At 57.9% G+C, this 25966-nt stretch carries 26 protein-coding genes; 16 read left to right on the forward strand and 10 right to left on the reverse strand.

Annotated features, from left to right (window positions below):
- Positions 1-82: 82 nt before the first annotated feature.
- The gene (gene sodB, locus MID00_RS20265) at positions 83-661 is read right to left on the reverse strand and encodes a superoxide dismutase [Fe] (protein ID WP_009455685.1); all 579 of its coding nucleotides are present in this window, start codon (positions 659-661) and stop codon (positions 83-85) included.
- 54 nt (positions 662-715) lie between these two features.
- Positions 716-2062, reverse strand: a complete 1347-nt coding sequence (xseA, locus tag MID00_RS20270; protein ID WP_009455683.1) for an exodeoxyribonuclease VII large subunit — start codon at positions 2060-2062, stop codon at positions 716-718.
- A 425-nt stretch (positions 2063-2487) separates the two neighbouring features.
- On the opposite strand from xseA, the gene MID00_RS20275 reads away from it, so the two are divergent.
- From MID00_RS20275 to MID00_RS20320, 10 genes are all read left to right on the forward strand, one after another.
- Positions 2488-3093, forward strand: a complete 606-nt coding sequence (locus MID00_RS20275; RefSeq protein ID WP_009455681.1) for a MotA/TolQ/ExbB proton channel family protein — start codon at positions 2488-2490, stop codon at positions 3091-3093.
- Positions 3093-3497 (forward strand): biopolymer transporter ExbD, encoded by a 405-nt coding sequence (locus MID00_RS20280; protein ID WP_009455679.1) that lies wholly within the window; start codon positions 3093-3095, stop codon positions 3495-3497. The genes MID00_RS20275 and MID00_RS20280 overlap by 1 nt, the downstream gene beginning before the upstream one ends.
- Positions 3494-4573, forward strand: a complete 1080-nt coding sequence (lpxK, locus tag MID00_RS20285) for a tetraacyldisaccharide 4'-kinase (RefSeq protein ID WP_254499466.1) — start codon at positions 3494-3496, stop codon at positions 4571-4573. Before MID00_RS20280 ends, lpxK begins: the two co-directional genes overlap by 4 nt.
- Complete coding sequence (locus MID00_RS20290; protein ID WP_009455665.1) at positions 4573-4758, forward strand: Trm112 family protein; 186 nt, start codon at positions 4573-4575, stop codon at positions 4756-4758. Before lpxK ends, MID00_RS20290 begins: the two co-directional genes overlap by 1 nt.
- 1 nt (position 4759) lies before the next feature.
- Complete coding sequence (kdsB, locus tag MID00_RS20295; protein ID WP_250757036.1) at positions 4760-5524, forward strand: 3-deoxy-manno-octulosonate cytidylyltransferase; 765 nt, start codon at positions 4760-4762, stop codon at positions 5522-5524.
- 102 nt (positions 5525-5626) lie between these two features.
- The gene (gene adk, locus MID00_RS20300) at positions 5627-6283 is read left to right on the forward strand and encodes an adenylate kinase (RefSeq protein ID WP_009455661.1); all 657 of its coding nucleotides are present in this window, start codon (positions 5627-5629) and stop codon (positions 6281-6283) included.
- Between the two features lie 63 nt (positions 6284-6346).
- The gene (locus MID00_RS20305) at positions 6347-7111 is read left to right on the forward strand and encodes a 3-hydroxyacyl-CoA dehydrogenase (protein WP_060186008.1); all 765 of its coding nucleotides are present in this window, start codon (positions 6347-6349) and stop codon (positions 7109-7111) included.
- Positions 7112-7129: 18 nt separating this feature from the next.
- The gene (gene murJ, locus MID00_RS20310) at positions 7130-8683 is read left to right on the forward strand and encodes a murein biosynthesis integral membrane protein MurJ (RefSeq protein ID WP_009455656.1); all 1554 of its coding nucleotides are present in this window, start codon (positions 7130-7132) and stop codon (positions 8681-8683) included.
- A 56-nt stretch (positions 8684-8739) separates the two neighbouring features.
- A complete protein-coding gene (rpsT, locus tag MID00_RS20315; RefSeq protein ID WP_009455654.1) occupies positions 8740-9003 on the forward strand; it encodes a 30S ribosomal protein S20 in 264 nt (87 codons plus the stop codon).
- 156 nt (positions 9004-9159) lie between these two features.
- On the forward strand, positions 9160-10101 hold the full coding sequence (locus MID00_RS20320; RefSeq protein WP_009455653.1) for a 2-hydroxyacid dehydrogenase: 942 nt from the start codon (positions 9160-9162) through the stop codon (positions 10099-10101).
- Between the two features lie 55 nt (positions 10102-10156).
- On the opposite strand, the gene MID00_RS20325 is transcribed toward MID00_RS20320, so the two are convergent.
- Positions 10157-10471: a DUF3579 domain-containing protein gene (locus MID00_RS20325; RefSeq protein ID WP_009455652.1), complete on the reverse strand. Its 315-nt coding sequence runs from the start codon at positions 10469-10471 to the stop codon at positions 10157-10159.
- A gap of 252 nt (positions 10472-10723) precedes the next feature.
- Between MID00_RS20325 and argF the strand changes: the two genes are divergently transcribed.
- Entirely contained in the window at positions 10724-11665 is a 942-nt protein-coding gene (argF, locus tag MID00_RS20330; protein ID WP_021446751.1) for an ornithine carbamoyltransferase, read from the forward strand.
- Between the two features lie 239 nt (positions 11666-11904).
- Here argF and MID00_RS20335 read toward each other — a convergent pair whose 3' ends face one another.
- The 7 genes from MID00_RS20335 to MID00_RS20365 all read right to left on the reverse strand — a co-directional run bounded on the left by MID00_RS20335 (position 11905) and on the right by MID00_RS20365 (position 20875).
- Positions 11905-12612 carry a response regulator gene (locus MID00_RS20335; protein ID WP_009455639.1) on the reverse strand — a complete coding sequence of 236 codons (708 nt, stop codon included), beginning with the start codon at positions 12610-12612 and terminating at the stop codon, positions 11905-11907.
- Entirely contained in the window at positions 12609-15278 is a 2670-nt protein-coding gene (locus tag MID00_RS20340; protein ID WP_254499467.1) for a sensor histidine kinase KdpD, read from the reverse strand. The genes MID00_RS20335 and MID00_RS20340 overlap by 4 nt, the downstream gene beginning before the upstream one ends.
- A gap of 45 nt (positions 15279-15323) precedes the next feature.
- On the reverse strand, positions 15324-17408 hold the full coding sequence (gene kdpB, locus MID00_RS20345; RefSeq protein WP_254499468.1) for a potassium-transporting ATPase subunit KdpB: 2085 nt from the start codon (positions 17406-17408) through the stop codon (positions 15324-15326).
- A gap of 14 nt (positions 17409-17422) precedes the next feature.
- Complete coding sequence (kdpC, locus tag MID00_RS20350) at positions 17423-18097, reverse strand: potassium-transporting ATPase subunit KdpC (protein ID WP_009455608.1); 675 nt, start codon at positions 18095-18097, stop codon at positions 17423-17425.
- A gap of 12 nt (positions 18098-18109) precedes the next feature.
- Positions 18110-19813 carry a potassium-transporting ATPase subunit KdpA gene (gene kdpA / locus MID00_RS20355; RefSeq protein WP_254499469.1) on the reverse strand — a complete coding sequence of 568 codons (1704 nt, stop codon included), beginning with the start codon at positions 19811-19813 and terminating at the stop codon, positions 18110-18112.
- 136 nt (positions 19814-19949) lie between these two features.
- Entirely contained in the window at positions 19950-20045 is a 96-nt protein-coding gene (kdpF, locus tag MID00_RS20360) for a K(+)-transporting ATPase subunit F (RefSeq protein ID WP_022983188.1), read from the reverse strand.
- 77 nt (positions 20046-20122) lie between these two features.
- Positions 20123-20875: a type 1 glutamine amidotransferase gene (locus MID00_RS20365; RefSeq protein ID WP_009455602.1), complete on the reverse strand. Its 753-nt coding sequence runs from the start codon at positions 20873-20875 to the stop codon at positions 20123-20125.
- 214 nt (positions 20876-21089) lie between these two features.
- Between MID00_RS20365 and MID00_RS20370 the strand changes: the two genes are divergently transcribed.
- The 5 genes from MID00_RS20370 (at position 21090) to MID00_RS20390 (ending at position 25960) form a co-directional block, all read left to right on the forward strand.
- Positions 21090-22145, forward strand: a complete 1056-nt coding sequence (locus tag MID00_RS20370) for a LacI family DNA-binding transcriptional regulator (RefSeq protein WP_128831599.1) — start codon at positions 21090-21092, stop codon at positions 22143-22145.
- Positions 22146-22294: 149 nt separating this feature from the next.
- Entirely contained in the window at positions 22295-23257 is a 963-nt protein-coding gene (locus tag MID00_RS20375; protein WP_251196394.1) for an ABC transporter substrate-binding protein, read from the forward strand.
- 22 nt (positions 23258-23279) lie between these two features.
- Positions 23280-24086 carry an iron ABC transporter permease gene (locus tag MID00_RS20380; RefSeq protein ID WP_026482917.1) on the forward strand — a complete coding sequence of 269 codons (807 nt, stop codon included), beginning with the start codon at positions 23280-23282 and terminating at the stop codon, positions 24084-24086.
- A gap of 7 nt (positions 24087-24093) precedes the next feature.
- Positions 24094-24906: an ABC transporter permease gene (locus MID00_RS20385; protein WP_009455599.1), complete on the forward strand. Its 813-nt coding sequence runs from the start codon at positions 24094-24096 to the stop codon at positions 24904-24906.
- Positions 24896-25960 (forward strand): ABC transporter ATP-binding protein, encoded by a 1065-nt coding sequence (locus tag MID00_RS20390; protein WP_254499470.1) that lies wholly within the window; start codon positions 24896-24898, stop codon positions 25958-25960. Before MID00_RS20385 ends, MID00_RS20390 begins: the two co-directional genes overlap by 11 nt.
- The last annotated feature ends 6 nt before the right edge of the window (positions 25961-25966 follow it).

Genomic DNA, 25966 nt, shown 5'->3' on the forward strand with positions numbered 1-25966 from the left:
ATAAAAAAACCGCCAGCATGCGCATGGCGGTTTTTTTATTGCCGGGTAGCCCTCCAATGAGCGCTACCCTCAACCAGGATGATTAACCCAGGTTCTTGGCGGCAAAGTCCCAGTTCACCAGGTTCCAGAAAATTTCCAGGTACTTGGGACGGGCATTGCGGTAGTCGATGTAGTAGGCGTGTTCCCACACATCACAGGTGATCAGGGCGACGTCGTCGGAAGTCAGCGTCGTGCCAGCGTTGCTGGTGTTGACGATGTCCAGGGAACCGTCGGCCTTCTTGACCAACCAGGTCCAGCCCGAACCGAAGTTGCCAACGGCAGACTTGGTGAAGGCTTCTTTGAAGGCGTCAAAGCTGCCCCATTTGGCGTTGATGGCATCAGCCACTTTGCCGGTAGGAGCGCCGCCGCCGTTGGGGGACAGGCTGTTCCAGTAGAAAGTGTGGTTCCAAACCTGAGCAGCGTTGTTGAACACGCCACCGGAGGATTTCTTGACCACATCTTCCAGGGAAGCGTTTTCAAATTCGGTGCCAGCAACCAGATTGTTCAGGTTGGTGACGTAAGCCTGGTGATGCTTACCGTAGTGAAACTCCAAAGTTTCCTTGGAGATATGTGGCTCAAGGGCGTTGAGTTCGTATGGAAGAGCTGGAAGAGTGAATGCCATTTCAATTCCTTCTAAAAAAAAACCGTGTTTGGTATCCAACAAGGACGACGCAGCCTAGAGCAGATCGTGCGTGCGCACCACATCCACCGACACATGACCGCGACTCAACTCGACATCGAGTCGTTCACCAATCTTTAAGTCTAACGCATTTTTTACAACTTTCCCCTCGCTATCCCTGACTATGGCATATCCACGATTGATGATAAGGCGCGGGGACAAGGCTTGCAGCGTTTGCTGGGCCGCGGCCAGGCGCTGGCGACGCAAAACCAGCGCATGATCCAGACCTTTTTCCAGCCGTTGGAAAAGCATATTCAGATTTTGCTGTCTTGACGTCAGCTGAGGAATGCTGCGCTCCAAACGCGCCCTCAAGGTAGTCAGGCGCAACGCAGCAGTATCGGGGACGCTGCGAGCCACACGTTGCAGCCTTTGGGTCAGATGATCCAGACGTTGCTGCTGCTGGGCCAGGCGTTGATGCGGAGAGACCAATTTGGCTACCGCCCGATCCAGACGCAGAGAGGCCCGATCCAGATGACGCTGCACACCGTGGCTCAGCGCGCCCATGCGCGCAAACACCTGTTCCAGTAACTGATCGCGCCCCAGACAGGCCAGTTCGGCGGCGGCGGTTGGCGTGGGTGCGCGCAAGTCAGCTACAAAATCAGCAATGGTGAAGTCTGTCTCGTGCCCCACCCCACTAATAATAGGGATAGGACTGGCCGCGATCAGACGCGCCAGACCTTCGTCGTTAAAAGCCCAGAGATCTTCCAGGCTACCGCCCCCACGTACCAGCAAGAGCGTATCAACCTCGGCCCGCTCAATCGCGGTTTCCAGAGCTTGCCGCAATCGCGGCGGTGCTTCTGCTCCTTGGACCGGAGCAGGATAAATAATGATGCGCACGTGCGGAGCACGACGCTCCATCGCAGTCAGGACATCCCGCAAGGCCGCGGCTGCCAGGGAAGTGATAATACCTATGCTGCGCGGCAAGGTGGCAATAGGACGCTTGCGTTCCGGCTCGAACAGGCCTTCGCTTTGCAACTGCCCCTTCAGACGCAGAAACGCTTCGTGCAAATCCCCCAGCCCGGCGCGGCGCATGCCTTCCACCTGAACCTGGAAGTCTCCGCGTGCCTCGTACAAGGTAACCGAGCAACGAAACTCGAAGCGCTCGCCCGCACGCGGCACAAATCCCACGGCCTGGGCTCGCCCCCGAAACATCACGGCACGAACAGCCGCCTTGTCATCCTTGATGGAAAAGTACCAATGCCCGGAAGCGGCCTGGGTAAAGTTGGACACTTCACCGCTAACCCAAACGACGGGCATGTGCTCGTCCAGCAACTGGCTGACACGGCGATTCAACTGTGCCACGGTCCATACCGCAGGTGCTCTAGATTCTTGATAATGCATCATATTCTTTGTTTTTTACTCGCCCCGAACTAGTTTTCCACCGCTCCGTATCCACAACTGTCATGCTTTTGTCAAATAGACGCCAAGACAATGGCTTCCGTTGAACACCTGATGCAGCACTTTACCGAAACCGGATAAGCCATTGAAATTAAAGACTATTTATAAAAACACCAAGATGGTCGAAAATTAGCCAGAGAACCTCTAAACCACCGCCCGAGCCACTATGGGATGTTTTATACACAGAATTATCCACAGTTTTTGTGGATAGTTTTAGCACTACACCTATTACTTCAAATACATCAGGGGTTTGGCCGTGCTTTGTGGGAAAAGACCGTAAAGTGTACCGCGCTCGCGCCGGAACATTCCCGCAATGCGGACAGGGGCTCTACAATAAGCGCTGATTTATTTCGTGACCGGATAATAGACTCGTGCTTACTTTGATCCATGCCGCTGGCTGGCCTGTCTGGTTCCTGCTGGCCTGCTCCATTCTTGCCCTGGGTTTGATCCTGGAGCGTCTTTTGGCTCTGCGCAGCAAACGAATTCTACCGGCCGGACTGGCACGCCAGATCAGCGAGCTGACGGCCCAGAACCGGATTCAGGACGAGTCCCTGCCCCGCCTGTACGATAACTCCCCTTTGGGTCGAGTATTAGCTACCGTACTGAAAAACCGCCACCAAGCTTCCGCCGTGCGTGAGTCCGCGGTCGAAGCAGAAGGCAAAGACATCAGCTACCAATTGAACAAGTACATTCCGGCACTGGGCACCATTGCCGTGATAGCCCCTTTGCTGGGCCTGTTTGGTACGGTTATTGGCATGATCGACATCTTTGCTGCCTACGACCCCGCCGGTGGCGACCCCAGCCTGATTGCCCGTGGCATTTCCGTGGCCCTGTACAACACCGCCCTGGGGATTCTGATTGCTGTCCCGGCCATGATCTTTCACCGCTACTTTCGCAGCCGTGCAGACTACCTGCTGCACTGCCTGGAAACGGAAGCGGGTGCGCTGGATCGTCTGTTGGCGCAGAGGGCCGTCTAATGCGCTTTCGCCGAGCCCAAGACCAGGACACGCTGGAACTGAATCTGGTGCCCTTGATTGATGTTTTGCTGGTGGTGCTGATTTTCCTGGCTGCCAGCAGCACCTTCGTGCGCTATCGCCAGTTGGATGTTTCCTTGCCCCAGGCTCAGGCCCAGGCCGCCCAGACCACGGAACTGCTTTTGGCCATCAGCCAGGACGGGCGCTACGCCTTGAACGGCATGTGGCTGGATGCCAGCAGTGGTTCTCCCCTTAGCCACGCCTTGTCGAGCGAAAAGACTGACGAAAACAGCAGCCTGCTGATTCTGGCCGATGCCCAAGCCCCCCACTTTGCGGTGGTCCAGGCTATGGAGGCCGCCCGTCAGGTTGGCATTCATCGCATTCACTTTGCGACCCAGGCCCCATGAGTGCGCGCGTCCGCCTGACTCATTGGCTTCACCAGCAGTGGCAGAAAAAAGGCTGGTTCAGCCTTGTGATGCGCCCGCTTTCAGCGCTGGCTGCGCTCTTCGTACAGCGCAAGCAGCAACGCTACGAGCAAGATCCCGCCGCATCCTACCGCAGCCCGGTGCCGGTGATCGTGGTGGGCAATATCATCGTGGGTGGCGCAGGCAAAACCCCCGTCGTCCTGGCTCTGACCGAGCAATTGCGCGCCCTGGGATGGACACCCGGCATTGTCAGCCGAGGTTACGGGGTAGAGATCGGCCCCAGCCCGCGCGTAGGCCAGGGCCAATTAGCCGCCGAACAATTTGGCGATGAACCCGCCCTGATTGCCGCCCAAACCCGGGCCCCCATCGCCGTTCACCCTCGCCGTGCGCTGGCGGCCCAGGCTTTGCTCGAGAAATATCCGGCAGTCGACCTAATCATTTCGGATGACGGCCTTCAACATCTGGCCTTGCAACGCGATATGGAAGTCGTGGTACAGGATGCTCGCGGTGTAGGAAATGGCTTGCTGCTGCCAGCGGGACCATTGCGTGAAAGCCCCGAACGCCTGCGTCGCGTGGACTGGCTGATCAGCCAGATTGTGGCCGACCAAACGCCGCCTTCCACCCCTCAACCCGCCGAGCCTGGCCGCGCCCTGAGCATGAGCCTGCGTCCTTATCAGCTGGAGCACCTGAGTTCGGGCCGTCGCCTGAGCTGGTCGGACTGGTATCAGGAATACGGCCAGCAAGAACTGCAGGCGCTGGCCGCCATTGGCCAGCCCGCCCGTTTTTTCACGATGCTGCGCGCTTGTGGTCTGCATCTGAGCCAGACTTTCCCCCTGCCCGACCATGCCGCCTTGCAAGCTCAGGACTTTCAGGCCCCGCATGAGGGGCCGGTACTCATTACCCGTAAAGACGCCGTAAAATGCCAGCACCTGAACGACCCACGCCTGTGGGTTGTGGATGTCCAGCCCGTGTTTTCACGCCCGGACTGGATTGCTGAACTGGATAGCCTGCTGCGCGAACGGCGCTCAACCTTACCCACATTACCCGGAGTTCAATAATGGAAGCTCGCCTACTCGAAGTGCTGGTCTGCCCCTTGTGCAAAGGCCCGCTGCGCCACGACCGCGAACAGCAAGAATTGGTCTGCAAGGCCGACAAACTGGCCTTCCCCATTGTGGACGGCATCCCTACCATGCTGATCAACGAAGCACGTCAACTGGACGCGCAGGAACCTTCCAGCAACTGATATGACTTTTTCCGTCATCATCCCTGCCCGCCTGGGCTCCACCCGTCTGCCCAACAAACCGCTGGCCGACATTGCAGGCCAACCCATGATCGTGCGTTGCGCTCAACAAGCCGCGCAAAGCGGGGCGCGTCAGGTCTGGGTGGCGACGGACTCACCGCAAGTGCTGGAGGCTGTACAGGCACATGGTTTCAATGCCTTGCTGACCGACGCAGAACACCCGACCGGCACCGACCGTCTGGCCCAGGCCGCTCGCCTGCTGGAGCTGTCCGAGGACGAGATCGTGGTCAATGTGCAAGGTGACGAACCCCTGATTCAGCCCGAGCACATCAATGCCGCCGCCGAGCTGCTGGCGCGCAGCGAACAGGCCGACATTGCCACGCTGGCCGCGCCCATCAAGAACGCCGAGACACTCTTTAACCCCAATGCCGTCAAAGTGGTTTGCGACCTGCAAGGCCGCGCCCTGTACTTTTCCCGCGCTCCCATGCCCTGGGCCCGCGACGCGCTGGCCGATGGCGAACAGGTGCTGGCCGACGGGCTTCCCGCATTGCACCATATTGGCCTTTATGCCTACCGAAATCGCTTCCTGCAGCAGTACGCCCAGCTACCTCGTGGGCCACTGGAACACTTCGAGTCTCTGGAGCAACTGCGAGCCATGGAAAACGGCTTCCAGATTATGGTTCACCGCCTCCAGGAGATTCCTGCAGCCGGGGTAGACACCGAACAAGACCTGGAAAGAGTACGCGCTCACTTCGCAAATCGGTTATAAAAGATCTTTTTTCTGCTCTATCCGAATAAAAAATGCGCTAAATATGCTGCAACGCATCATACTGAAGCGAGAATCGGATCGACGCATTTCCTGGAGGAATTCATGCGACTCATACTGCTCGGGCCCCCTGGTGCCGGCAAAGGCACTCAAGCTGCTTTCATCACCGAGAAATTTGGTATTCCACAAATTTCCACGGGCGATATGTTGCGTGCCGCTGTCAAAGCCCAAACCCCGCTGGGTGTAGAAGCCAAAAAAATCATGGACGCCGGCGGCCTGGTTTCGGATGACCTGATCATCGGCCTGGTACGCGACCGCCTGCAAGCAGCCGACTGTGAGCCCGGCTACCTGTTCGACGGTTTCCCACGCACGATTCCCCAGGCCGATGCCTTGAAGGATGCCCAGGTCAAACTGGACTTCGTGATCGAAATCGACGTACCGGAAGAAAGCATCATCGAACGCATGAGCGGCCGCCGTATCCACGCTGCCAGCGGTCGTAGCTACCACGTCACCTTCAATCCACCCAAAACCCCCGGTGTGGACGATGTGACGGGCGAACCCTTGCTCCAGCGCGACGATGACCGCGAGGAAACCGTACGCCACCGCTTGTCTGTCTATCGCGAGCAGACCCGCCCTCTGGTCGATTACTACTCGCAATGGTCAGCCACCGGCGACCCAGAAGCTCCGGCCTATCGCAAGATTTCCGGCGTGGGCAGCGTCGATGAGATCCGCCAGCGCATTGTGGACGCCCTGGCAAGCTAAGTAAGTCAAGATTCAGCCGGCCCCAAAAGGGCCGGTTGTTTATTATCCAAGGGAGACAAGCTCATGCAAATCAATAACAAGACTTTTATTGTCACCGGCGGCGCATCGGGTCTGGGCGCAGGCACCGTACGTATGCTGGTTGAAAACGGCGCCCGCGTGGTGATCGCCGATATTCAGGACGAGGCCGGTGAGGCTCTGGCCAAAGAGCTGGGCCAACTTTATCAGCGCTGTGATGTTACTTCCGAGCAAGATGCCCAGGCCGTCGTGGATCTGGCTTGCCAGGACAGCGCCCGCCCCCTGTTCGGACTGATCAACTGTGCCGGCGTGGCTCCCGCCTCGCGCACGGTAGGACGCAATGGCCCGCACACGCTGGACCTGTTCCAGAAAACCGTCATGATCAACCTGGTCGGCACCTTCAATATGTGCCGCCTGGCCGCTGCGGCCATGGGCAGCAACACCCCCGAAGCCTCGGGCGAGCGTGGCGTGCTGATCAACACCGCTTCGGTAGCCGCCTATGATGGCCAGATTGGCCAAGCCGCTTACGGCGCTTCCAAGGCCGGTGTGGTCGGTTTGACCCTGCCTCTGGCCCGCGATCTGGCCCAGACCGGCATCCGTGTCATGACGATTGCTCCCGGCATCTTCGGCACCCCCATGATGTTTGCCATGCCTCAGGAAGTTCAGGACTCCCTGGCGGCCAGCATTCCTTTCCCATCGCGCCTGGGTCGCCCTGAAGATTTCTCCCAACTGGTGCAGAGCATCATCAATAATGAAATGCTCAATGGCGAAACCATCCGTCTGGATGGCGCTATTCGTATGGCACCAAAATAACTTTCTGTATCGGCTCCAATGGGTTTGTTTCGCTCAGCGGCCACAATTAGTGGCCTGACGCTGCTGTCTCGTATCACCGGACTGGCACGCGATATTCTGATTGCCCGCGCCTTTGGGGCGGGCCCGCTCACCGACGCTTTCTGGGTGGCATTTCGCATTCCCAATCTGCTGCGACGCCTGTTTGCAGAAGGAGCGTTTTCACAAGCCTTTGTCCCCATCCTGGGGCAGGTGCGCAAGGAGCACGAGCAGGACAAGGTCCAGCAATTGCTGGACCGCGTCGCCCTGCTGCTGACCTTTGCTGTCATGCTGGTCACTGCCATTGGCATTGTTGCGGCCCCCTGGGTCGTCAGTGCCATGGCCAGTGGCCTGACCGCCCCCGAGCGACAAACCGAATTTGGTGCCGCCATCACCATGACGCGCATGATGTTCCCCTACATCATCTGCATGTCGCTGGTGGCTTTTGCCTCTGCGGTACTGAACACCTGGAGCCGCTTTGCGGTTCCGGCTTTCACTCCTATCCTGCTGAATCTGTCCATGATTGGCGCCAGCCTGTTTCTGGCCCAGCATATGGAAACACCCATTTACGCCCTGGCCGTTGGGGTGATGGTGGGCGGTCTGGCCCAATTGCTGGTGCAATGGAGCGCATTGGCCCGTCTGGGCCTGTTGCCACGATTCTCGCTACGACTGGGTGAAGCGCGCCGCGACCCTATCGTGCAGCGCATTCTTAAACAGATGCTGCCCGCCATTCTGGGCGTTTCTGTTGCGCAGATTTCCCTGCTGATCAATACCAATATCGCCACTTGGCTGCAGTCCGGCAGCGTGACCTGGCTGTCCTTTGCCGACCGTCTGATGGAGTTCCCCACTGCCCTGCTAGGTGTGGCACTGGGCACGGTCTTGCTGCCCAAGCTGTCGGCCGCCCATGCCGGCAAGGACGACAAGAACTACAGCGGCTTGCTGGACTGGGGCCTGCGCCTGGTCCTGCTGCTGGGCCTGCCTGCCGCCCTGGGCATGGCCTTACTGTCCGACGGCCTGGTCGCCACCCTGTTTCACTACGGTGCGTTTGCTGCCGCTGATGTTGCCCAGACCAAATTGGCAGTCGGTGCCTATTCGGTTGGCCTGGTGGGCCTGCTGGCCATCAAGATTCTGGCCCCCGGCTTTTACGCCCGCCAGGATATCCGCACTCCCGTACGCATCGCCATTGCCGTCCTGATCATTACCCAGCTCTTTAACCTGGTACTGGTGCCTACCTTTGCCCATGCCGGGCTGGCCTTGTCGATTGGCCTGGGTGCCACCGTCAATGCGCTGACCTTGCTGGTCATGCTGCGAAAGCGCGGGATTTACCAGCCCAATCATGACTGGTTACGTTTTTTCCTGAAGATTATTCCCGCCCTGGCTGCTCTGGCCACCGTCCTCTTGCTGGCTGACCGTTATATCGACTGGATCAGCCTGGGAGCCACGCCCCTGCTGCGTGTACTGTATCTGGGCGGCGTGTTGCTTGCCAGCGGCATTTCCTATTTCGGCATGTTGTTTATCGTAGGCATTCGCCCCTCTTACTTTACAAAGCGGGCTTAGTATCCTAGAATAATTGTCTTTGCCGATTAAACTTTAAAACTTAGGCTTTATTAAAAATGGCTAATTCCGCACAAGCACGCAAGCGCGCCCGCCAAGCAGTGGCTCGCAACAAACACAACGCCAGCATCCGTTCCATGCTGCGTACCGCTATCAAGCGCGTTCGCCAGGCTATCGAAGCCGGTGACAAAACCGCTGCTAACGAAGTATTCCGCAAAGCGACCAGCATCATTGATCGCGTTGCCGACAAGAACATCATTCACAAGAACAAGGCTGCCCGCCACAAGAGCCGCCTGTCTGCTGCTATCAAGGCCCTGGCCTGATTGCTGAAGATTTTTAATGGTTTAATCGGCTCTGGCCTAAAAACCAGTTAGAAAGGGGGTGCTTAGCACCCCTTTTTTATTAGCCACAAAACCATTGCCTGAACATGCAGGCCAATCATGCTAAGTTATGGATTTGCTTTTTCATTAGCGAGTCCCATGACACGTCCCATCGTGCTGCAACTGGCATCTTTGGCCCAGCACCCTTCTTTTGACGAAATCGACCGTCATTTCGAGCGCATTGTCCTCCAGGACCTGAACCAGCTCTCTGCCCAGCAGATCGAACGCGTACAGGTACTCCTGACCAGCGCTGTCACTGCTACCCCCGCTTCCTTGATGGACCGCCTGCCCGCTTTGAAAGCGATTTGCAGCGTAGGGGTAGGCTACGACTCCATCGACGTACAGGCCGCCAAAAAGCGCGGTATTCAGGTCAGTACCACTCCTGATGTTCTGAACGATTGCGTGGCCGATATGGCCTGGGCCTTGATGCTGGATGCGGCTCGCCGTGTGACGGAATCGGATCGCTACGTGCGTGCCGGTCTGTGGGACAGACCCAATGGTTTCGGGCTGGGGACGCGGGTCAGCGGCAAGAAGCTGGGCATTGTGGGCCTGGGACGCATTGGCCAGACCATTGCCCGCCGCGCCAGTGGCTTTGATATGGAACTGCGCTATCACAACCGCCGTCCACGTCACGATGTGCCCTGGCACTACGAGCCTTCCCTGATCGAACTGGCCCATTGGGCAGACATCATGGTGATTGCTGCCGTCGGTGGCGATGAGACACGGGGGCTGATCAATATAGACGTGCTGAACGCCTTGGGTCCCAAAGGGATTCTGGTCAATATTGCCCGCGGCAGCGTGGTCGATGAAAGCGCACTGATTGCCGCCCTGCAGGAAGGACGACTGGGCTCTGCCGGGCTGGATGTGTTCGAGAATGAACCCCAGGTGCCCCAGGCCTTGCGCGATCTGAACCAGGTCGTTCTGGCACCGCACACGGCCAGTGCAACGCACGAGACACGCGAAGCCATGCTCTCGCTGACGCTGGAAAATGTATTGCAGTATCAAAAAACCGGCAAAGTGCTCACGCCGCTTACCGTATAAAAAACAAGTCGCCTACCGTTTTCGCGGTGGCGACTTATTGAATGCGCTGTCTGAATCAGGAATCGACAGGGTCCATATTGTCGGGGTCAATGCCGCTGGTTTTTAAATTATTATCATCGGCAAAGCCACAGACGAATTTCCAGGCCAAAGGTTCAAGCTCTCGCAGGCGAGCATCCACCACCACACATCGCACGCCGTCAATCAATCGCGGCACCACATAGGGCGAATAGGTCAGATGACCACCCATCGCCCCAGCGGGACGAAACTGGGACATTACACCGGCCAAGCGTTCTGCCCAATCACTGGGACGAAAGCGCTGATCCTGCCGGGTCACACCATGGATTACAAGTTGCTTCACTGGCTCTGTCATAACAATTAATCGCTCATCGTGCAGTTCAGGTATGCTGCACCTTTTCCTTTCTCGCCACGCATTGTATCCGATCGCGGCCACGCAAAGCCCGGGATTCAATAAATTAGCCGCTTGACAATTTATTGCTAATCATTACTTTGCCCTCTCGCTTTATTCCAAAACCAAACGGTTTCCCCCTCCCCGCCACAGACCGGCTTTGCTCTTAATAGCCGGACAGGTTAAGATGGCTTTCTTTATCCGCAGGATTTTTTTATGGATGCCATCGTGCAAGCAGGACCGCTTCGGCACTTTCTGCAATTTCGCGACTTTTCTCACGACGAAATTTTATATGTACTGGAACGCGCACGCCTGATCAAAGACAAGTTCAAACGCTATCAGCCGCACCACACATTGCACGACCGCACCCTGGCGATGGTTTTTGAAAAAGCCAGCACCCGTACCCGTGTTTCGTTTGAAGCCGGTATGTATCAGTTGGGCGGTTCGGTCATTCACCTGACCACCACCGACTCGCAGCTGGGCCGCTCCGAACCTATCGAAGATACCGCCCGCGTGGTTTCACGCATGGTCGATATCGTCATGATTCGTACCTTCGAGCAAACCCGTCTGGAGCGCTTTGCCTCCCACTCGCGTGTGCCGGTCATCAATGGCCTGACCAACGAATTTCATCCTTGCCAGATTCTGGCCGACATCTTCACCTTTATCGAACACCGTGGCGATATCAAGGGCAAGACCGTGGCCTGGATTGGTGACGCCAACAATATGGCCTACACCTGGCTGCAAGCGGCGGAAATCCTGGGCTTCACCCTGCATGTGTCGGCCCCTAACGGCTACCACCTGGAATCCGATCGCACCGGCAACCCGGATTCCAGCATTCTGCGTGAATTCGACGACCCACTGGAAGCCTGCAAGGGCGCGCACCTGGTCACCACCGACGTGTGGACCAGCATGGGTTACGAAGACGAAAACGAAGAGCGTCGCAAAGCCTTTGCTGACTGGTGTGTGGATCAGGAAATGATGGATGTGGCCGACCCAGAAGCCATCTTCATGCACTGCCTGCCCGCTCACCGTGGCGAGGAAGTAACCGGCGAAGTCATTGACGGCCCACAAAGCGTGGTCTGGGACGAAGCCGAGAACCGCTTGCACGTACAGAAAGCGTTGATGGAGTTCCTGATTCTGGGTCGTCTGGAAGCCTGAGTGCTTCTACCCGGAGCAGACTTTGCTCAATGACATAAAAAGGGGATACGTCGTATCCCCTTTTTAATACCGGATCGCTTCACACGCCTATTCAAACGGGATTCAAATAATCCCTTTGAATATACGTTCTAAACTGGCGTACTGCTGATCCTTTAACCGCCAAACTCAAGTCCTGAAAGCGTCAGGCAATGCGATAAGCGATCTCAAGCAACACCGCCAACATCAACACCAGATTCGCTTTACTCCTGGATTTCCAAACCCGCCAAGCGATAGCCAACCTGCAACTCAGTCAGTAAATACTTGGGTTGTGCCGCATCCTCTTCCAGCTTTTGGCGCAGCTGCATCATGTACACCCGCAGGTAATGAGGCCGATCGGAATACGCCGCTCCCCAAGTTTCATGCAGCAAATGTTGGTGCGTCAGCACCTTGCCATGTCCCCGGATCAAGGCCGTCAGCAAGCGAAACTCGATCGGTGTCAAATGCACCGCCTCCCCGTCCCGCGTGACCTCATGGGAGGCCAGATCCACCTGCACGTTCCCAAAGCGAACCCGCGAAGAAGCCGTCTGAACATTCGGAACCAGCTGAGAGCGCCGTAACAAGGCCCGGATCCGGGCCAGCAGCTCCGGTACGCCAAAGGGCTTGACCAGATAATCGTCCGCCCCTGCATTCAAGGCTGCTACTTTTTCTTCCTCTCGCTCACGCGCCGACAGCACCAGAATGGGCGAATACACCCAGCTGCGCAGATCACGAATCAAGTCCTTGCCATCCCCATCGGGCAGACCCAAATCCACAATCATCAAATCAGGACGACGGGTTGCCGCATCCATGCGCGCCTGCGCCAGCGTGCTGGCCTCAATCACGGACATGCCTTCCTGCTCCAAGGCAATTCGCACGAAACGACGAATATTGGATTCGTCCTCCACGATCAGTATCTGGGCTTTGTTCATGTCAGTAGCTCGTCATCATCCATACGGGGAGCCGCTTTCCAGGGCAGGCGAATCTCGAAGATCACGCCATGGGGCATACGCGGCTTGGCGCTGATCGTACCACCATGTGCGGCAATAATCGTGCGACACAGGCCCAGCCCCAAGCCCACACCTGCCACAGAGGACTCTTTCTGCCCCCGGGTAAACGTATCGAACAAGCGCTCGGGATCACCGGGCGGCAAGCCTGGCCCGTCATCACTGATCATTAAATACATGGACTGACCAGAACACAGGCCGCGCAGGGAAATCGTACTGGTGACGGGCGTATATTTGGCGGCATTATCCAGCAGATTCGTCACCACTCGCTCCAGCAAAACACCATCCACCTCGATCAAAGGCAGGTCGGCCGCAAACTCGGTCACCACCTTGCGAGGCTGCAAAGCCGCTGAGCAACGGGCAACGGCAATCCCCACAATCTCGCCCAGGGCATGCCATTCCTTATGCAACTTCACCCCTTCGCTTTGCATACGCGCCAGATCCAGCAGGTTGGATACTTGGCGGCGCAATTCGTCCGATTCAATGCGGATCGATCGGGCAATATCCGTGCGCTCGGTTTCACTCAAGCCTTTGGGCTGCTCCAGCGTTTCTGCCAGGCCTCGAATCACAGTCAAGGGCGTGCGTAAATCGTGCGAGACAGCGGATAGCAAGGTATTGCGCATTTTCTCCCCCTCCATGCGCAGCACCGTATCCTGGGCGATTTCCACATAATGAATTCGCTCCAGAGCCTGGGCCAAGGTAAAGCAACAAGCATCCAGCAAGCGCCGTCCATCCGGTGTCCTCAAGGAAGCGGCTCCACCGGACTGCACCACCAAGACCCCACGCGGGGCCATGGGGCCTTTCAAGGGCAGATACAGGGCACTGGCACCGCTCAGGGTTTCAGTGCCATTACCGGCGGCTTCCATATGATCAAACACCCACTGCGCCACCGATAGCTCTACAAAGCCTGTATGACGAGTCGCTACCAACTGGTTTTGCTGATCCGGCACCACCAGTACCACCTGCATCTCGAACAAAGGTTCCAGCGTATCGCGGCAGACCGCCAGGACTTGTTCCAGGGCCAAGGCTCCGGCCAAGTCCCGGCTGACACGAGTCAATGCCGCAGCACGGCGTTCACCATCACGGGCAGCCCTGGCTTCGGCCTGCAGCTTGGCAGCCAGTTGGCCAATAATCAGCGCCACTCCCAGCATGACGCCGAAGGTAAAGACATATTGGGTATCCGTTACCGAGAAGGAATAGCGCGGCTCGACAAAAAAGAAGTCGAAAAACGCCACTGACAGCAAAGAAGCCCATACTCCCGCCAGTCGTCCCAAACGCAGGGCAATAAAGACCACAGTGATCAGGAACAGCATGATCACGTTGGAGAGCTCGAAAAAGGGCAAGAGCTTCTCGGCCAGCAAGGTGGTCACAACACAAATAATGGACGCAATCGACAAGGCCTTGCCTTGTGCCATGGGTTGTTCCAGCTCCAGGGGCCGTATGGGCCGCTGTACCGTATCCATACGCAGCAGCAGCAAACCAATTTCAGGGTTGCTGCGCGCCAAGCGCTCGGACAGACGAGTGCGCCAGGGCCAGATAGATCGCGCTGACGAGTTTCCCAAAATCAGCTTGGTCGCATTGCGTTGACGGGCATAGGCCAGAATCGTATGCGCCACATCCTGCCCGGCAATATTGGCAAACTCGGCTCCGGCATGCTGAGCGCTGGCCGCCAAGCGCACCAGTGCTTCCTGCGCCTTGATCTGCCCGCTTTCCTGCGGCGTATCCACATGCAGCACAATCCAGGGCGTCTGCAATTGCTGGGCCAAGCGCGCCCCCTCCCGAATCAGGGCTTCCTGGGCGCTATCGGCACTGACGCATACCATCAGTAACTCACGTGTCGGCCAAACTGTCCGGATCGCATGGGAGATCCGATACACATGCACGTCCGCATTGACCCGATCCGCCACCCGGCGCAAAGCCAACTCACGCAGAGCAATCAGATTGCCGCGACGAAAGAAGTTCTGACGCGCGTGGGCCACCGAGTCGGCCAGATACACTTTGCCCGCACTCAGACGAGACAAGAGATCATCCGGCGGCAGATCCACCAGCAAGACATCGGCCGCCCGATCAAAAATCCGGTCTGGCACCGTCTCCCGAACCCGTACCCCGACAATGCCGCCCACCACCTCATTCAGGCTGTCCAGATGCTGCACATTGAGCGCGGTATACACATCAATGCCCGCATCCAGCAATTCCTCCACATCCTGCCAGCGCTTGGCGTGTCGACTGCCTTCAATATTGGAGTGCGCCAGCTCGTCCACCAGCAGCAGCTGATAACCCGAGGCCAAGGCGGCATCCAGATCGAACTCCGTCACCGCCCGCCCCTGACGTTGATACTCCTTGCGGGGCAGCACGGGCAAACCGTCAATCAGAGCCTGGGTTTCCTGGCGGCCATGGGTTTCCACAATCCCGATAGCCACGGACACGCCCTCGGACTGGCGTTGATGCGCCTCCTTGAGCATGGCGTAGGTTTTCCCTACGCCCGCACAAGCGCCGAAGAAAATCTTGAGCTGCCCGCGACGAGGCTGGTGCGGATCTTCGCCAATCACCTGCAGCAGCTCATCCGGGTCCGGCCTATCCTCAAGTGACATGAATCTGCGCACTCCATCCAGAAAATTGCTATTGATCTTACGCTCTTATCCAAAAAACGGCGTCAGCAGCAAATCAATCAGCTTGATGCCTATGAAAGGGGCGATCAGCCCTCCCAAGCCGTAAATCAGCAAGTTGCGTTTCAGCAAACGGCTGGCCGGTTCGGCCCGATACTTCACACCCCGCAAGGCCAAGGGAATCAAGGCGATGATGATCAAAGCGTTGAAAATGACTGCCGACAGGATGGCGCTAGCCGGACTATGCAGTTGCATCACATTCAAGGCACCCAAAGCAGGATACGTGACCACAAAAGCCGCAGGAATAATCGCAAAGTACTTGGCCAGATCATTGGCAATGCTGAAGGTGGTCAGGGCACCGCGCGTCATGATCATCTGCTTGCCCACTTCCACCACACGCAGGAGCTTGGTGGGGTTACTGTCCAGATCCACCATATTGCCGGCCTCTTTAGCCGCCTGGGTGCCGCTGTTCATGGCCACGGCCACATCGGCCTGCGCCAGAGCAGGCGCATCATTCGTGCCGTCGCCAGTCATGGCAACCAGGCGACCTTCATCCTGATAGCGCCGAATCAATTGCAGCTTGTCCTCGGGCGTGGCTTCGGCCAGATAATCATCCACCCCGGCTTCGGCCGCAATGGCAGCGGCGGTCAGCTTGTTGTCCCCGGTAATCATGACAGTCTTGATGCCCATGGCGCGCAACTCGGCAAAGCGCTCCTTGATACCGCCTTTGACGATATCCTTGAGCTCCACCAAACCCAGCACCTTATTACCTTCAGTGACAACCAGCGGTGTGCTGCCCCGGCGGGCGACCTCATTGACCAAAGTGTCCAGTTCGCGAGGAAACACGCCGCCCTGGGACTCGATATGGGAGCGCATGGTATTTGCCGCCCCTTTACGAATCTGACGACCCTCGATATCAATGCCGCTCATGCGTGTATGGGCGCTAAAGGCAATGGTCTGCGCACCTTGCAATTCACGACCACGCAAATTGAAAAGCTGCTTGGCCAGCACCACAATGGAGCGTCCTTCGGGGGTCTCGTCCGCCAACGATGCCAATTGAGCCGCGTCTGCCAAGGCCTGTTCCGATACTTGCGGCGCGGGCAAAAAGGCCGAGGCCTCCCGATTACCCAGCGTAATGGTGCCTGTCTTGTCCAGCAGCAGAACATCCACGTCTCCCGCCGCCTCGATAGCGCGGCCCGAGCTGGCCAGCACATTGGCTTTCATCATCCGGCTCATCCCGGCGACACCTACCGCCGACAGCAAGGCACCGATGGTAGTCGGAATCAGACACACCAACAGAGCAATCAAGGCGGTAATCGTAACGGGCGAACCTTGGCCGGTCAGCACCGTCGCAAAGCTGGAGAAAGGCAGCAAGGTCACGCAGACCAGCAGAAAGATCAGCGTCAGGGCAACCAGCAAGATATTCAAGGCAATCTCGTTCGGCGTCTTGCCGCGCTTGGCGCCCTCCACCATCGCAATCATGCGATCCAGAAAAGCCTCACCCGGTTTGGCGGTGACCCGCATCACGATCCAGTCGGACAGAACACGGGTTCCCCCCGTAACGGAACAAAAGTCGCCCCCCGATTCCCGGATAACCGGCGCCGATTCACCCGTTATGGCGGACTCGTCTACCGACGCTGCCCCCTGCAGAACTTCGCCATCAGCCGGAATAATCTGGCCCGCCTCAACCAGCACATAGGCACCGGGCAACAGCTCGTCGCTGGGGACAGGCCAGGCGCGGCTATCACGGGCGGGGTCTTTCAGAACCTTGGCCATGACCCGCTTGCGCGTAGAACGCAGCGCATCAGCCTGAGCTTTACCACGGCCTTCTGCCACGGCTTCGGCCGCATTGGCAAACAGGACTGTAAACCACAACCAGGCTGCAATAGACCAGATAAATCCAGCGGGGGCCTCACCCTGCCCCATCAAGGCCTGAATGCCCAGCAAGCTGGTGACGATACTGCCCAGATACACCACACACATCACCGGGTTCTTGAACTGCACCCGAGGCGACAATTTCTTGAAGGCTTCCTTGCACACCGTGCCCCAGGGTACGGCCTGAAATGCCGTCGAACGCTCGGCCTCTTGCGGGGCTTTCAGATCAGTAATAGACATAATGACACCTGCTCCTAACGCACTGCGGGCTGGGCACGCTTGGCCATGTCCAGCGCCAGATTAAGCTCCAAGACCTGCACGCGTGGCTCGCCCAGCACACCTAATTGACGAGCACTGGTATAGCGATCAATCAGGACCTGGACCTGAGCCAGCGGCATACCGCGCACTTTGGCGATACGGACGGCCTGCAAACGGGCGTTGGCCACCGAAATATGCGGGTCCAAACCCGATGCCGACGCTGTGACAGCATCTACAGGCACAGGAGCATCCTCTGCCAAACCGTTCATCAGGCGATATGCCTTGCTGCGTTCTGCCACAGCCTCCAGCAGACTTTTGCTTAGCACCCCCTGATTGCTGGCCCCACTGGCCGCCGCGTTATAGGGCTGCGCAATGCTCTTGGAGGAGTCAGCCGGATCGGCTCCCAGCGTCGCGCTGGGACGCCCATGGAAATACTCGGGCTGACTGAAGTACTGACCAATCTGGCGCGAACCCACGAGTTGCCCGTCCCGCTGAATCAGGCTGCCCTTTGCCTGCTCCGGGAACAAGGCGGTGCCAATAAAGGTCGTGGCCAACGGGTAGGCAATGCCCGTCAACAGCATAAAAAACACGGCAGACAGCAGCACGGGACGCAACAAGCTTTTCATCGTCGGTGCCGCCGGTGTCGAAACCATAAATTGATGGGTAGACATGACAGTCAATCCTCAAAAAGTAATGCCATCGAGCATCAACAGGTGCTCCACAATCGGGCCCAGCGCCAGTGCAGGCAGGAAAGTCAGCCCGCCCACCACCAGGACCACGAAAATCAACAGGCCGGTGAACAAGGGGGTGGCCGTCGACAAGGTGCCTGGACCCGCAGGAACTGCTTTCTTGGCAGCCAGCGCACCGGCCAAAGCCAGCAGGGGGAGCAGGGTCAGATACCGCCCCACCAACATCGCCAGCCCTATCGTTGTATTGAAGAATGGTGTGTTCGCGTTGAAACCTGCAAAGGCGGAGCCGTTATTGGCCGTACCCGAGGTATAGGCGTACAGCACTTCGCTGAAACCATGCGGCCCCATATTGGACAGACTGTCCATGGTGGATGGCAGCACGCTGGCCAAGGCCGTAAAGCCCAGAATGCTGAAGGCATGCGCCAGCATGGCCAGCATCACGTACTTCATCTCCCGCGCCTCGATCTTCTTGCCCAGAAACTCCGGGCTACGCCCTATCATCATGCCCACCAGAAACACCGTCAGAATGGCGTAGCTGACCAGGCTGATAAAGCCCACGCCTATCCCGCCAAACACGTTGTTCAGCATCATTTGGGCAATCGGCACCAGGCCACCCAAAGGAGTCAGCGAAGAGTGCATGGCATCGACCGAGCCGGTAGTCGCAGCCGTAGTCACGGTGGCAAACAAGCTGCTTTGCGCCACACCGAAGCGCAGTTCCTTGCCTTCCAGATTGCCACCGCCCATCGTGCTGCTTTGGGTCTGGTCCACACCCAGGGAAGTAAGCAAAGGATTGCCTGCCTGTTCAGCGCTATAAATCAGGGACAGAAAACCGATGAACATCACCAGGAAGGCCGCAAAGAAAGCCCAACCCTGGCGACGACGAGCCAGCATGGAGCCAAAGGCGTAAGTCAGGGCCGAAGGCACCAGCAACATGCTGAGCATATGCACGGTATTAGTCAGCGGCGTAGGGTTTTCAAATGGATGAGCCGCGTTCATACCAAAGAAGCCGCCCCCATTAGTCCCCACATGCTTGATGCTTTCAAGGCTGGCTACTGGCCCCAGAATTATCTGCTGCTTGAGCCCTTCCAGCGTATTGACCACGACATCCGAGCTCAGTGTCTGTGGCATACCCTGCCAGATATACAGCAAGGCCAGCAGGAAGCTGCACGGCAAGAGCAAGCGATACAAGGAGCGGGTGAAATCCACCCAGTAGTTGCCAATATCCGCCGAGCTTTTACGGCTTAAGCCACGGATGAAACCTCCTGCCGCTGCCAGACCCGTTGTGGCACTGATCATCATCAGAAAGGTGATGGCCGCCATTTGGGAAAAATTGGACAGACTGGATTCACCCGAGTACGCCTGCCAATTGGTATTGGTCGTAAAAGACACAGCGGTATTGAAGGCCAGGTCAGGCGTTTGCGCGGCGCGCTGCAGACTGTCGCCCGGAATCCAGCCCTGCACCCGCAAAAGAATATATCCCAGAAGCAACATGGCGGCATTGCTCAACAAGAGCGCCAGACCATATCGCTTCCAGGACATTTTCTCTTCAGGATTCACGCCCAGCAGCCGATACGTGCCACGCTCGATCAAGCTGTGATTGGGGCTACCGAAAAAATGGGCAATCCATTTACCCACCACTACTAACAAGACCGTAGAGACGGCCAGAATAACTAGAAACTGCATCAGATCGTCCAGCATGACAGCTCCTCTTACAGCTTCTCAAGACCAAGAACAAATCCGGTCGCCATCGCAAAGAACGCGAACAGCACCGCTAAAAATAGAAAATCACTCATATGCACACCTGTTCCCACAATGAACACTTGCTGGCCTGAACTTAGAATTTTTCGGCCTTGAGCAAGGCATAGAACAAATAGATAAACAGCCCCAGAGAAATCCCTCCTGCCAGAACCGTAAAAAAGGACGCACTCATCCCGAACTCCCCGATCAATGCTGACTTGCAGCAGACAGAGAAAGTCTAGGAGTGGCGGCATAAATTCAGAGCAGTGTTTACTGGCCCGCGTATAAAGACGGCATATGGATTTGGGCCAGGGCGACACCGGCACGCTCCAGCAACTGATCTGTCCAGCGTTGATAAGTCTGTCTGGCAATAAGGTGCAAAGTGCTCAGGTGCTGATCCAGGCCCGACAAGATATGTTCTGCATCCTGGGCCGCCGGACCGTATACCTGCTCCAACTCGCAGCGGCCGTGATCACACCACTGACGGATGCTGTCGGCAGTCACTTCCAGGTGGCCTTGAAAGGCCCAATGCGGGCCCAGGCAGAAACCTTTATTCAGACAATGAGGGCCGTATAAAGTCCGGCTGGCCCCCGAGGGAATCTGGAAGGTGTCGTAATGCCAGTTGAACAGCATGGCACGCCTGGGCAGGCCCATGACACGCCGGGCGTAGGGACTGCTCCAGACCTGACCCCAGCCTATGTTCGGATACGGATTGCGCTGCACGCGGGCCCCCAGGGAACGCGCCAGCAGTTGTGCCCCGAAGCAATGCCCCAGAACCGGAACATGACGCTGAACCGCATCCTGCAACAAGGCATGCTCCTGCTCTATCCAGGGCAAAAGATCATTGACACTGCGATCACTGCCCAGCACCACCACCCCGCTGTAATCACGAGCCGACACGGGCGCCCGGCCATCCAGCGGCGACATGCACAAGTGATAGGGAAGACCGTGGCTCTCCAGATGATCCAGCAGCACCCCCGGCCCTTGCGTGACCTCGTGCTGCAAAACAAGAATGGGTTTCATGAGATAAAAGCCTGACCGCGCAGGCCTGTTGTTCAGGAGAACTCACTGTAGAACTGGCCGTATCAAGACCAGGATTTGTTTGCGATCAGGCTCGTATAAGTGGCATCAAGGTGCTTCCTGCTGCACACAAAAAACCAAGACCGTCATTTGCCTGACATATGCCTTTGCTCAAATGTAATCGTTTTCATTTTGACGGCTGGGTGTCATGGCCAACATAGGAATACTGGATGTCGCCAGAGCAGCACAGGTATCGGTTGCGACGGTATCGCGCGTGCTCAATGAGCCGGAAAAGGTGGGTGAGAAAACCCGCCTGCGCGTGCAAGCCGCGATCGACGCACTGGCCTATGAGCCCAATGCCTCGGCACGCAGTCTGCGCAGCCAGCGCAGCCGAGTCATCGGCGTGGTCTTGCCGACCTTGCTCAACCCCGTCTTTGCCGAGTGCCTGAAGGGCATCGCCGATACCGCAGCCCGCGGCGGCTATGCCATCCTGCCCTTCTTTACCGACTACCACCTGGAACGTGAATCCCAGGCCGTGGCTTTGCTCTTGGCCAGCAATGTGGAAGGCATTGTGCTGGTGGTCTCCAACCCGGCTCACTCTCCTGCTTTAGGTCGGCTGAGCAAGACACGCTGTCCCTACGTACTGGCGTACAACCTGCATCCCGAGCATCCTTGCGTCACCGTCAACGGCGAGCAGGCCATGATTGAATTGATCGGCCACTTGGCAAGGCAAGGCCATCGCCGCATTGCCATGGTAAGCGGTCATCTGCACGTTTCTGATCGCGCCCAGCAACGCAGCCGCGGCTATCTGAAAGGAATGGACAAGGCTGGCCTGGTGCCCATGCCACTGCTGGAAGTGCCTTTCATGGATCAAGGAGAGCAAAGGCAAGCACCGTCTTCTGAGCACGTGCATCTTGCCAGCGTCGCCCGACTCTTGCGCCAACCAGAACGCCCCACAGCCATGATTGGCTCCAACGATCTGATTGCCATTCGCTGTCTGCGCACGGCGCAGCAGATTGGCCTGCAGGTTCCCAACGATATCAGCGTGATCGGCTTTGACGGCATCGCCCTGGGCGCTGAACTGTTTCCACGCCCGGCCACCATCGCACAGCCCAATGAAGAAATTGGTCGCCAGTGCATCGGCCTGCTGCTGGAAGCGGTAGCCCAGCAAAAAACGGTTCCCGCGCAGGCCTCGGTTCTGCTGCCCTACACCTTCAACCCGGGCGAGTCCTGCGCCCCTGCCCCTTGTTCACCACGGGCGCATCCAGGATGAAGCCCCTTTCCTCTTCGGGACCCGCTCCCGCCCCCCTGCGTTCAAGCCAATCCCGGCTTTTGCCTGACACCACTTATTGACTGGAGTGATCGACCATGAAACATATGCTGAGCACATTGGCTTGCCGCCTGGCACTGCCCCTGGCCCTGATGACAGTGGGAAGCGCGGCTGCCGCGCAAACCGCCATTTGCTACAACTGTCCACCTGAATGGGCCGACTGGGCGAGCCAGATCGAGGCCATCAAGGCGCACACCGGCATTACCGTCCCGCCCGATAACAAGAACTCCGGCCAGTCCCTGGCCCAACTGGTTGCCGAGTCCGCCAACCCGGTCGCCGATGTGACTTATCTGGGCATCACCTTTGCCATTCAGGCCCAGAAAGAAGGCGTGACCCAGGCCTATAAACCCCAGGGCTGGGAGCAGATTCCCGAAGGCTTGAAAGACCCGCAAGGCCATTGGTTTGCAATCCACTCCGGCACCATGGGCATCATGGTAAACAAGTCGGCCTTGGGCAATGTGCCTGTGCCTGCCTCCTGGAACGACCTGCTCAAGCCCGAATACAAAGGCCTGGTCGGGTATCTGGACCCCTCTTCCGCCTTTGTGGGTTATGTGGGTGCCGTTGCCATCAACGAAGCCCTGGGCGGCAATATGGACAACTTTGATCCCGCCATCAACTGGTTCAAGGCCCTGCAAAAGAACAATCCCATCGTTCCCAAGCAAACCGCCTATGCCCGCCTGATTTCCGGCGAAATCCCCATCTTGCTGGATTATGACTTCAGCGCCTACCGCGCTCAGTACAAGGATGGCGAGGACGTCGCTTTCGTGATTCCCCAGGAAGGCACGATTGTGGTGCCGTATGTGATGTCCCTGGTCAACAAGGCTCCACACACCGAACAGGGACGCAAGGTGCTGGATTTTGTGCTGTCCGAGCAAGGGCAGTCCATCTGGGCCAATGCTTTCCTGCGCCCGGTTCGCAGCAGCGCCGTCAGCAAGGAAGCCCAGGCGCGCTTCCTGCCCGACAGCGAATACGCGCGTGCCAAGGCCATTGACTATGAGCGCATGGCACAGGGTCAGAAACCCTTTGCCGAGCGTTATCTGGCAGAGGTCCGCTAAGCGGTCCATGTGGAGTTAGCGTATGCAACGCAAATACCTGCTGCCCTTATGCTCGGCCCCTGCCGTCGCTTTCTTTGCCGCATTCTGGCTCTTGCCCGCGGTACAGCTTCTGGCCCTGCCCGCACAAGAAGGCATGCACACCTACTGGGTCGTGCTGACATCGGGGCGGTACTTGCAGGCCTTGCTGCAAACGCTGCTCCTGTCCGCCATCGTGACCCTGGCCACTTTGGTGCTGGGTGCCATGGTCGGCATCGTGATGGCTCGCTATCGCGTGCCAGCCAAGCGCCTGCTGCTCTCCCTGATGACGCTGCCCCTGTCCTTTCCTGGCGTCATCGTGGGCTTTTTCATTATCTTGCTGGGCGGTCGGCAGGGGCTGCTGGCCCAGATCGGCCAGGATCTGGGGCTGGGGCGAGTGACCTTTGCCTACGGCCTGCTGGGTTTGTTTCTGGCCTATCTGTACTTTTCCCTGCCCCGCGCCATTGCTACTTACACCGCAGCCGCCGAATCCATAGACCGCAACCTGGAGGAAGCCGCGCGCTCCTGTGGAGCCACACGCTGGGATATTGCCAGAGATGTCTGGATACCGGAACTGGCTCCCACGTCCCTGTCTTGCGGTGCCATTGTTTTTGCCACCTCCATGGGCGCTTTCGGTACGGCCTTCACCCTGTCCAGCCGCTACGAAGTGCTGCCCATCACGATCTATAACGAATTTACCAACTATGCGAATTTCACCCTGGCGGCCAGCTTGTCCATTTCCCTGGGGCTGCTGACATGGTTTACCTTGTGGCTGGCCCGGCGTCTGGTCCGCGATCCCTCGGTCGTTATTTGAGGGCACCATGAAACTGAAAACGGCTTCAAACCCCCATCGCCCTGCCCCCTTGCTTCTGGCTGTCACCGGACTGACCGTGCTATTCCTGCTCGGCCCCATTCTGGTTTCCGTGCTGGCCGGGCTGGTCAACAATTATCGTATTGGACTGAAAAGTGGCCTGACCCTGAAATGGGTGGAGCACGTCTGGGCCAACTACGGCAGCACAGTCTGGCTATCCCTGCAGCTGGCGCTGCTTTGTGTGCTGGCTGTCATTGTGCTGGGCGTCCCCTGTGCCTATGCCCTGGCACGCAGCCGCTCCCGTCTGGCCCGAAGCTTTGAAGAACTGCTGACCTTGCCAGTAGCGGTCCCCGGCATGGCCTCGGCCCTGGCCCTGCTGCTGGCCTATGGCTCCTTGCAAGGCTTTCGTCAAAGCTTCTGGTTCATTCTGGTGGGCCACATTGTGTTCACCCTGCCCTTTATGGTGCGCACGACCACGGCAGCTCTGCAAAAACGCAGCCTGATCGATCTGGAAGAAGCGGCCCGCTCGCTGGGAGCCAGCTTTACGCAAATCTTTTTCGGCATCCTGCTGCCGGCCATCCTGCCTGCGATTGTGGCTGGCAGCCTGATGGTCTTCACCTTGTCGCTGGGCGAGTTCAACCTGACCTGGATGCTGCATACGCCACTGACCCGCACCTTGCCCGTGGGGCTAGCCGATAGCTATGCGTCCATGCGTATCGAGGTGGGCTCGGCCTATACGCTGATTTTCATGCTCGTCATCTTGCCCGTGCTGTGGGGGCTGCAGACCTTGGCGCGCTTGCTGGAGAAACACTATGGAAAATAAACACGTACCGGTGCGTATCGAACACTGCGCCAAAACCTATGCCGATGGCACACGGGGTTTGCATCCCAGCACCCTGGACATCACCCCCGGTGAAGTCATGGCTTTGCTGGGGCCCTCGGGCTGCGGCAAGACCACCTTGCTGCGACTGATCGCCGGCCTGGAAATGCCCGATGCCGGCAGCCGCATTCTGTTCGACGGCCAGGACGTCACCCATCTGCCGATTGAAAAGCGTGAGGTCGGCATGGTGTTTCAACATTACGCCCTGTTCCCGAACATGACGGTGGAAGCCAATATCGGCTATGGCCCGAAGATCAAGGGAATGGATCCGGCCGCTCGCCAAAAACTGGTGGGTGAGCTGGTCGAACTGATGCGCCTGAACGGTCTGGAAAAACGCCAGCCCTCCGCCTTGTCGGGTGGGCAACGACAACGAGTTGCCATCGCACGTGCCATTGCCAATCAACCCCGCGTTCTGCTGCTGGACGAGCCGCTGGCCGCCCTGGATGCCAAGCTGAAAGTCTCCTTGCGCGACGAGCTGGCCGAGCTGCTGCGACGCCTGCGTATCACGGCCATTCATGTGACCCACGATCAGCAGGAGGCTTTTGCCATTGCCGACCGTCTGGCCGTCATGCACGAAGGCCGCATCATTCAGATTGGCGATGGCGAAAGCCTGTACCGCCATCCGGCCCACCCTTTTGTCGCCACCTTCCTCGGACGGGTCAACGTCCTGCAACGCAACGAACAAAGCCTGCTCAATAACGAGATCCGTCTGGCAGACCTGAGCCTGACTTGCCCCGAGACCTTGCGCGGGGCGCAGGAGTTACTGGTTCGCCCGGAAGACATCAGCGTTTGCATGGATACACCCAGCGGCTGGGCACGTGCCAAAGTGCGACAACGCAGTTTTATGGGCGGACGGGTGCAACTGACCCTGGACGTGGACGGACAAGCCCCTCTGACTGCCGAGGTAGACCGTGATCACGGAGCCGTCCTTGGCAGTACAGTGGGAATTCACATCAACCCCGGCAAGCTGATGCCCGGTACCGTCCCACTCTCTTAACGCAAG

The organism is Alcaligenes sp. NLF5-7, assembly GCF_024266725.1.
Classification (GTDB): domain Bacteria; phylum Pseudomonadota; class Gammaproteobacteria; order Burkholderiales; family Burkholderiaceae_B; genus Alcaligenes; species Alcaligenes phenolicus.

Coding starts and splice junctions, on each gene's coding strand:
- xseA (WP_009455683.1), bottom strand. CDS start 2,062: ATGATGCATTATCAAGAATCTAGAGCACCTGCGGTATGGACCGTGGCA.
- MID00_RS20320 (WP_009455653.1), top strand. CDS start 9,160: ATGACACGTCCCATCGTGCTGCAACTGGCATCTTTGGCCCAGCACCCT.
- murJ (WP_009455656.1), top strand. CDS start 7,130: ATGGGTTTGTTTCGCTCAGCGGCCACAATTAGTGGCCTGACGCTGCTG.
- MID00_RS20335 (WP_009455639.1), bottom strand. CDS start 12,612: ATGAACAAAGCCCAGATACTGATCGTGGAGGACGAATCCAATATTCGT.
- sodB (WP_009455685.1), bottom strand. CDS start 661: ATGGCATTCACTCTTCCAGCTCTTCCATACGAACTCAACGCCCTTGAG.
- lpxK (WP_254499466.1), top strand. CDS start 3,494: ATGAGTGCGCGCGTCCGCCTGACTCATTGGCTTCACCAGCAGTGGCAG.
- adk (WP_009455661.1), top strand. CDS start 5,627: ATGCGACTCATACTGCTCGGGCCCCCTGGTGCCGGCAAAGGCACTCAA.
- kdpF (WP_022983188.1), bottom strand. CDS start 20,045: ATGAGTGCGTCCTTTTTTACGGTTCTGGCAGGAGGGATTTCTCTGGGG.
- MID00_RS20340 (WP_254499467.1), bottom strand. CDS start 15,278: ATGTCACTTGAGGATAGGCCGGACCCGGATGAGCTGCTGCAGGTGATT.
- MID00_RS20375 (WP_251196394.1), top strand. CDS start 22,295: ATGACAGTGGGAAGCGCGGCTGCCGCGCAAACCGCCATTTGCTACAAC.
- MID00_RS20305 (WP_060186008.1), top strand. CDS start 6,347: ATGCAAATCAATAACAAGACTTTTATTGTCACCGGCGGCGCATCGGGT.
- argF (WP_021446751.1), top strand. CDS start 10,724: ATGGATGCCATCGTGCAAGCAGGACCGCTTCGGCACTTTCTGCAATTT.
- MID00_RS20385 (WP_009455599.1), top strand. CDS start 24,094: ATGAAACTGAAAACGGCTTCAAACCCCCATCGCCCTGCCCCCTTGCTT.
- MID00_RS20325 (WP_009455652.1), bottom strand. CDS start 10,471: ATGACAGAGCCAGTGAAGCAACTTGTAATCCATGGTGTGACCCGGCAG.
- MID00_RS20280 (WP_009455679.1), top strand. CDS start 3,093: ATGCGCTTTCGCCGAGCCCAAGACCAGGACACGCTGGAACTGAATCTG.
- rpsT (WP_009455654.1), top strand. CDS start 8,740: ATGGCTAATTCCGCACAAGCACGCAAGCGCGCCCGCCAAGCAGTGGCT.
- kdpB (WP_254499468.1), bottom strand. CDS start 17,408: ATGTCTATTACTGATCTGAAAGCCCCGCAAGAGGCCGAGCGTTCGACG.
- MID00_RS20365 (WP_009455602.1), bottom strand. CDS start 20,875: ATGAAACCCATTCTTGTTTTGCAGCACGAGGTCACGCAAGGGCCGGGG.
- kdpC (WP_009455608.1), bottom strand. CDS start 18,097: ATGTCTACCCATCAATTTATGGTTTCGACACCGGCGGCACCGACGATG.
- kdpA (WP_254499469.1), bottom strand. CDS start 19,813: ATGCTGGACGATCTGATGCAGTTTCTAGTTATTCTGGCCGTCTCTACG.
- MID00_RS20290 (WP_009455665.1), top strand. CDS start 4,573: ATGGAAGCTCGCCTACTCGAAGTGCTGGTCTGCCCCTTGTGCAAAGGC.
- MID00_RS20390 (WP_254499470.1), top strand. CDS start 24,896: ATGGAAAATAAACACGTACCGGTGCGTATCGAACACTGCGCCAAAACC.
- MID00_RS20380 (WP_026482917.1), top strand. CDS start 23,280: ATGCAACGCAAATACCTGCTGCCCTTATGCTCGGCCCCTGCCGTCGCT.
- kdsB (WP_250757036.1), top strand. CDS start 4,760: ATGACTTTTTCCGTCATCATCCCTGCCCGCCTGGGCTCCACCCGTCTG.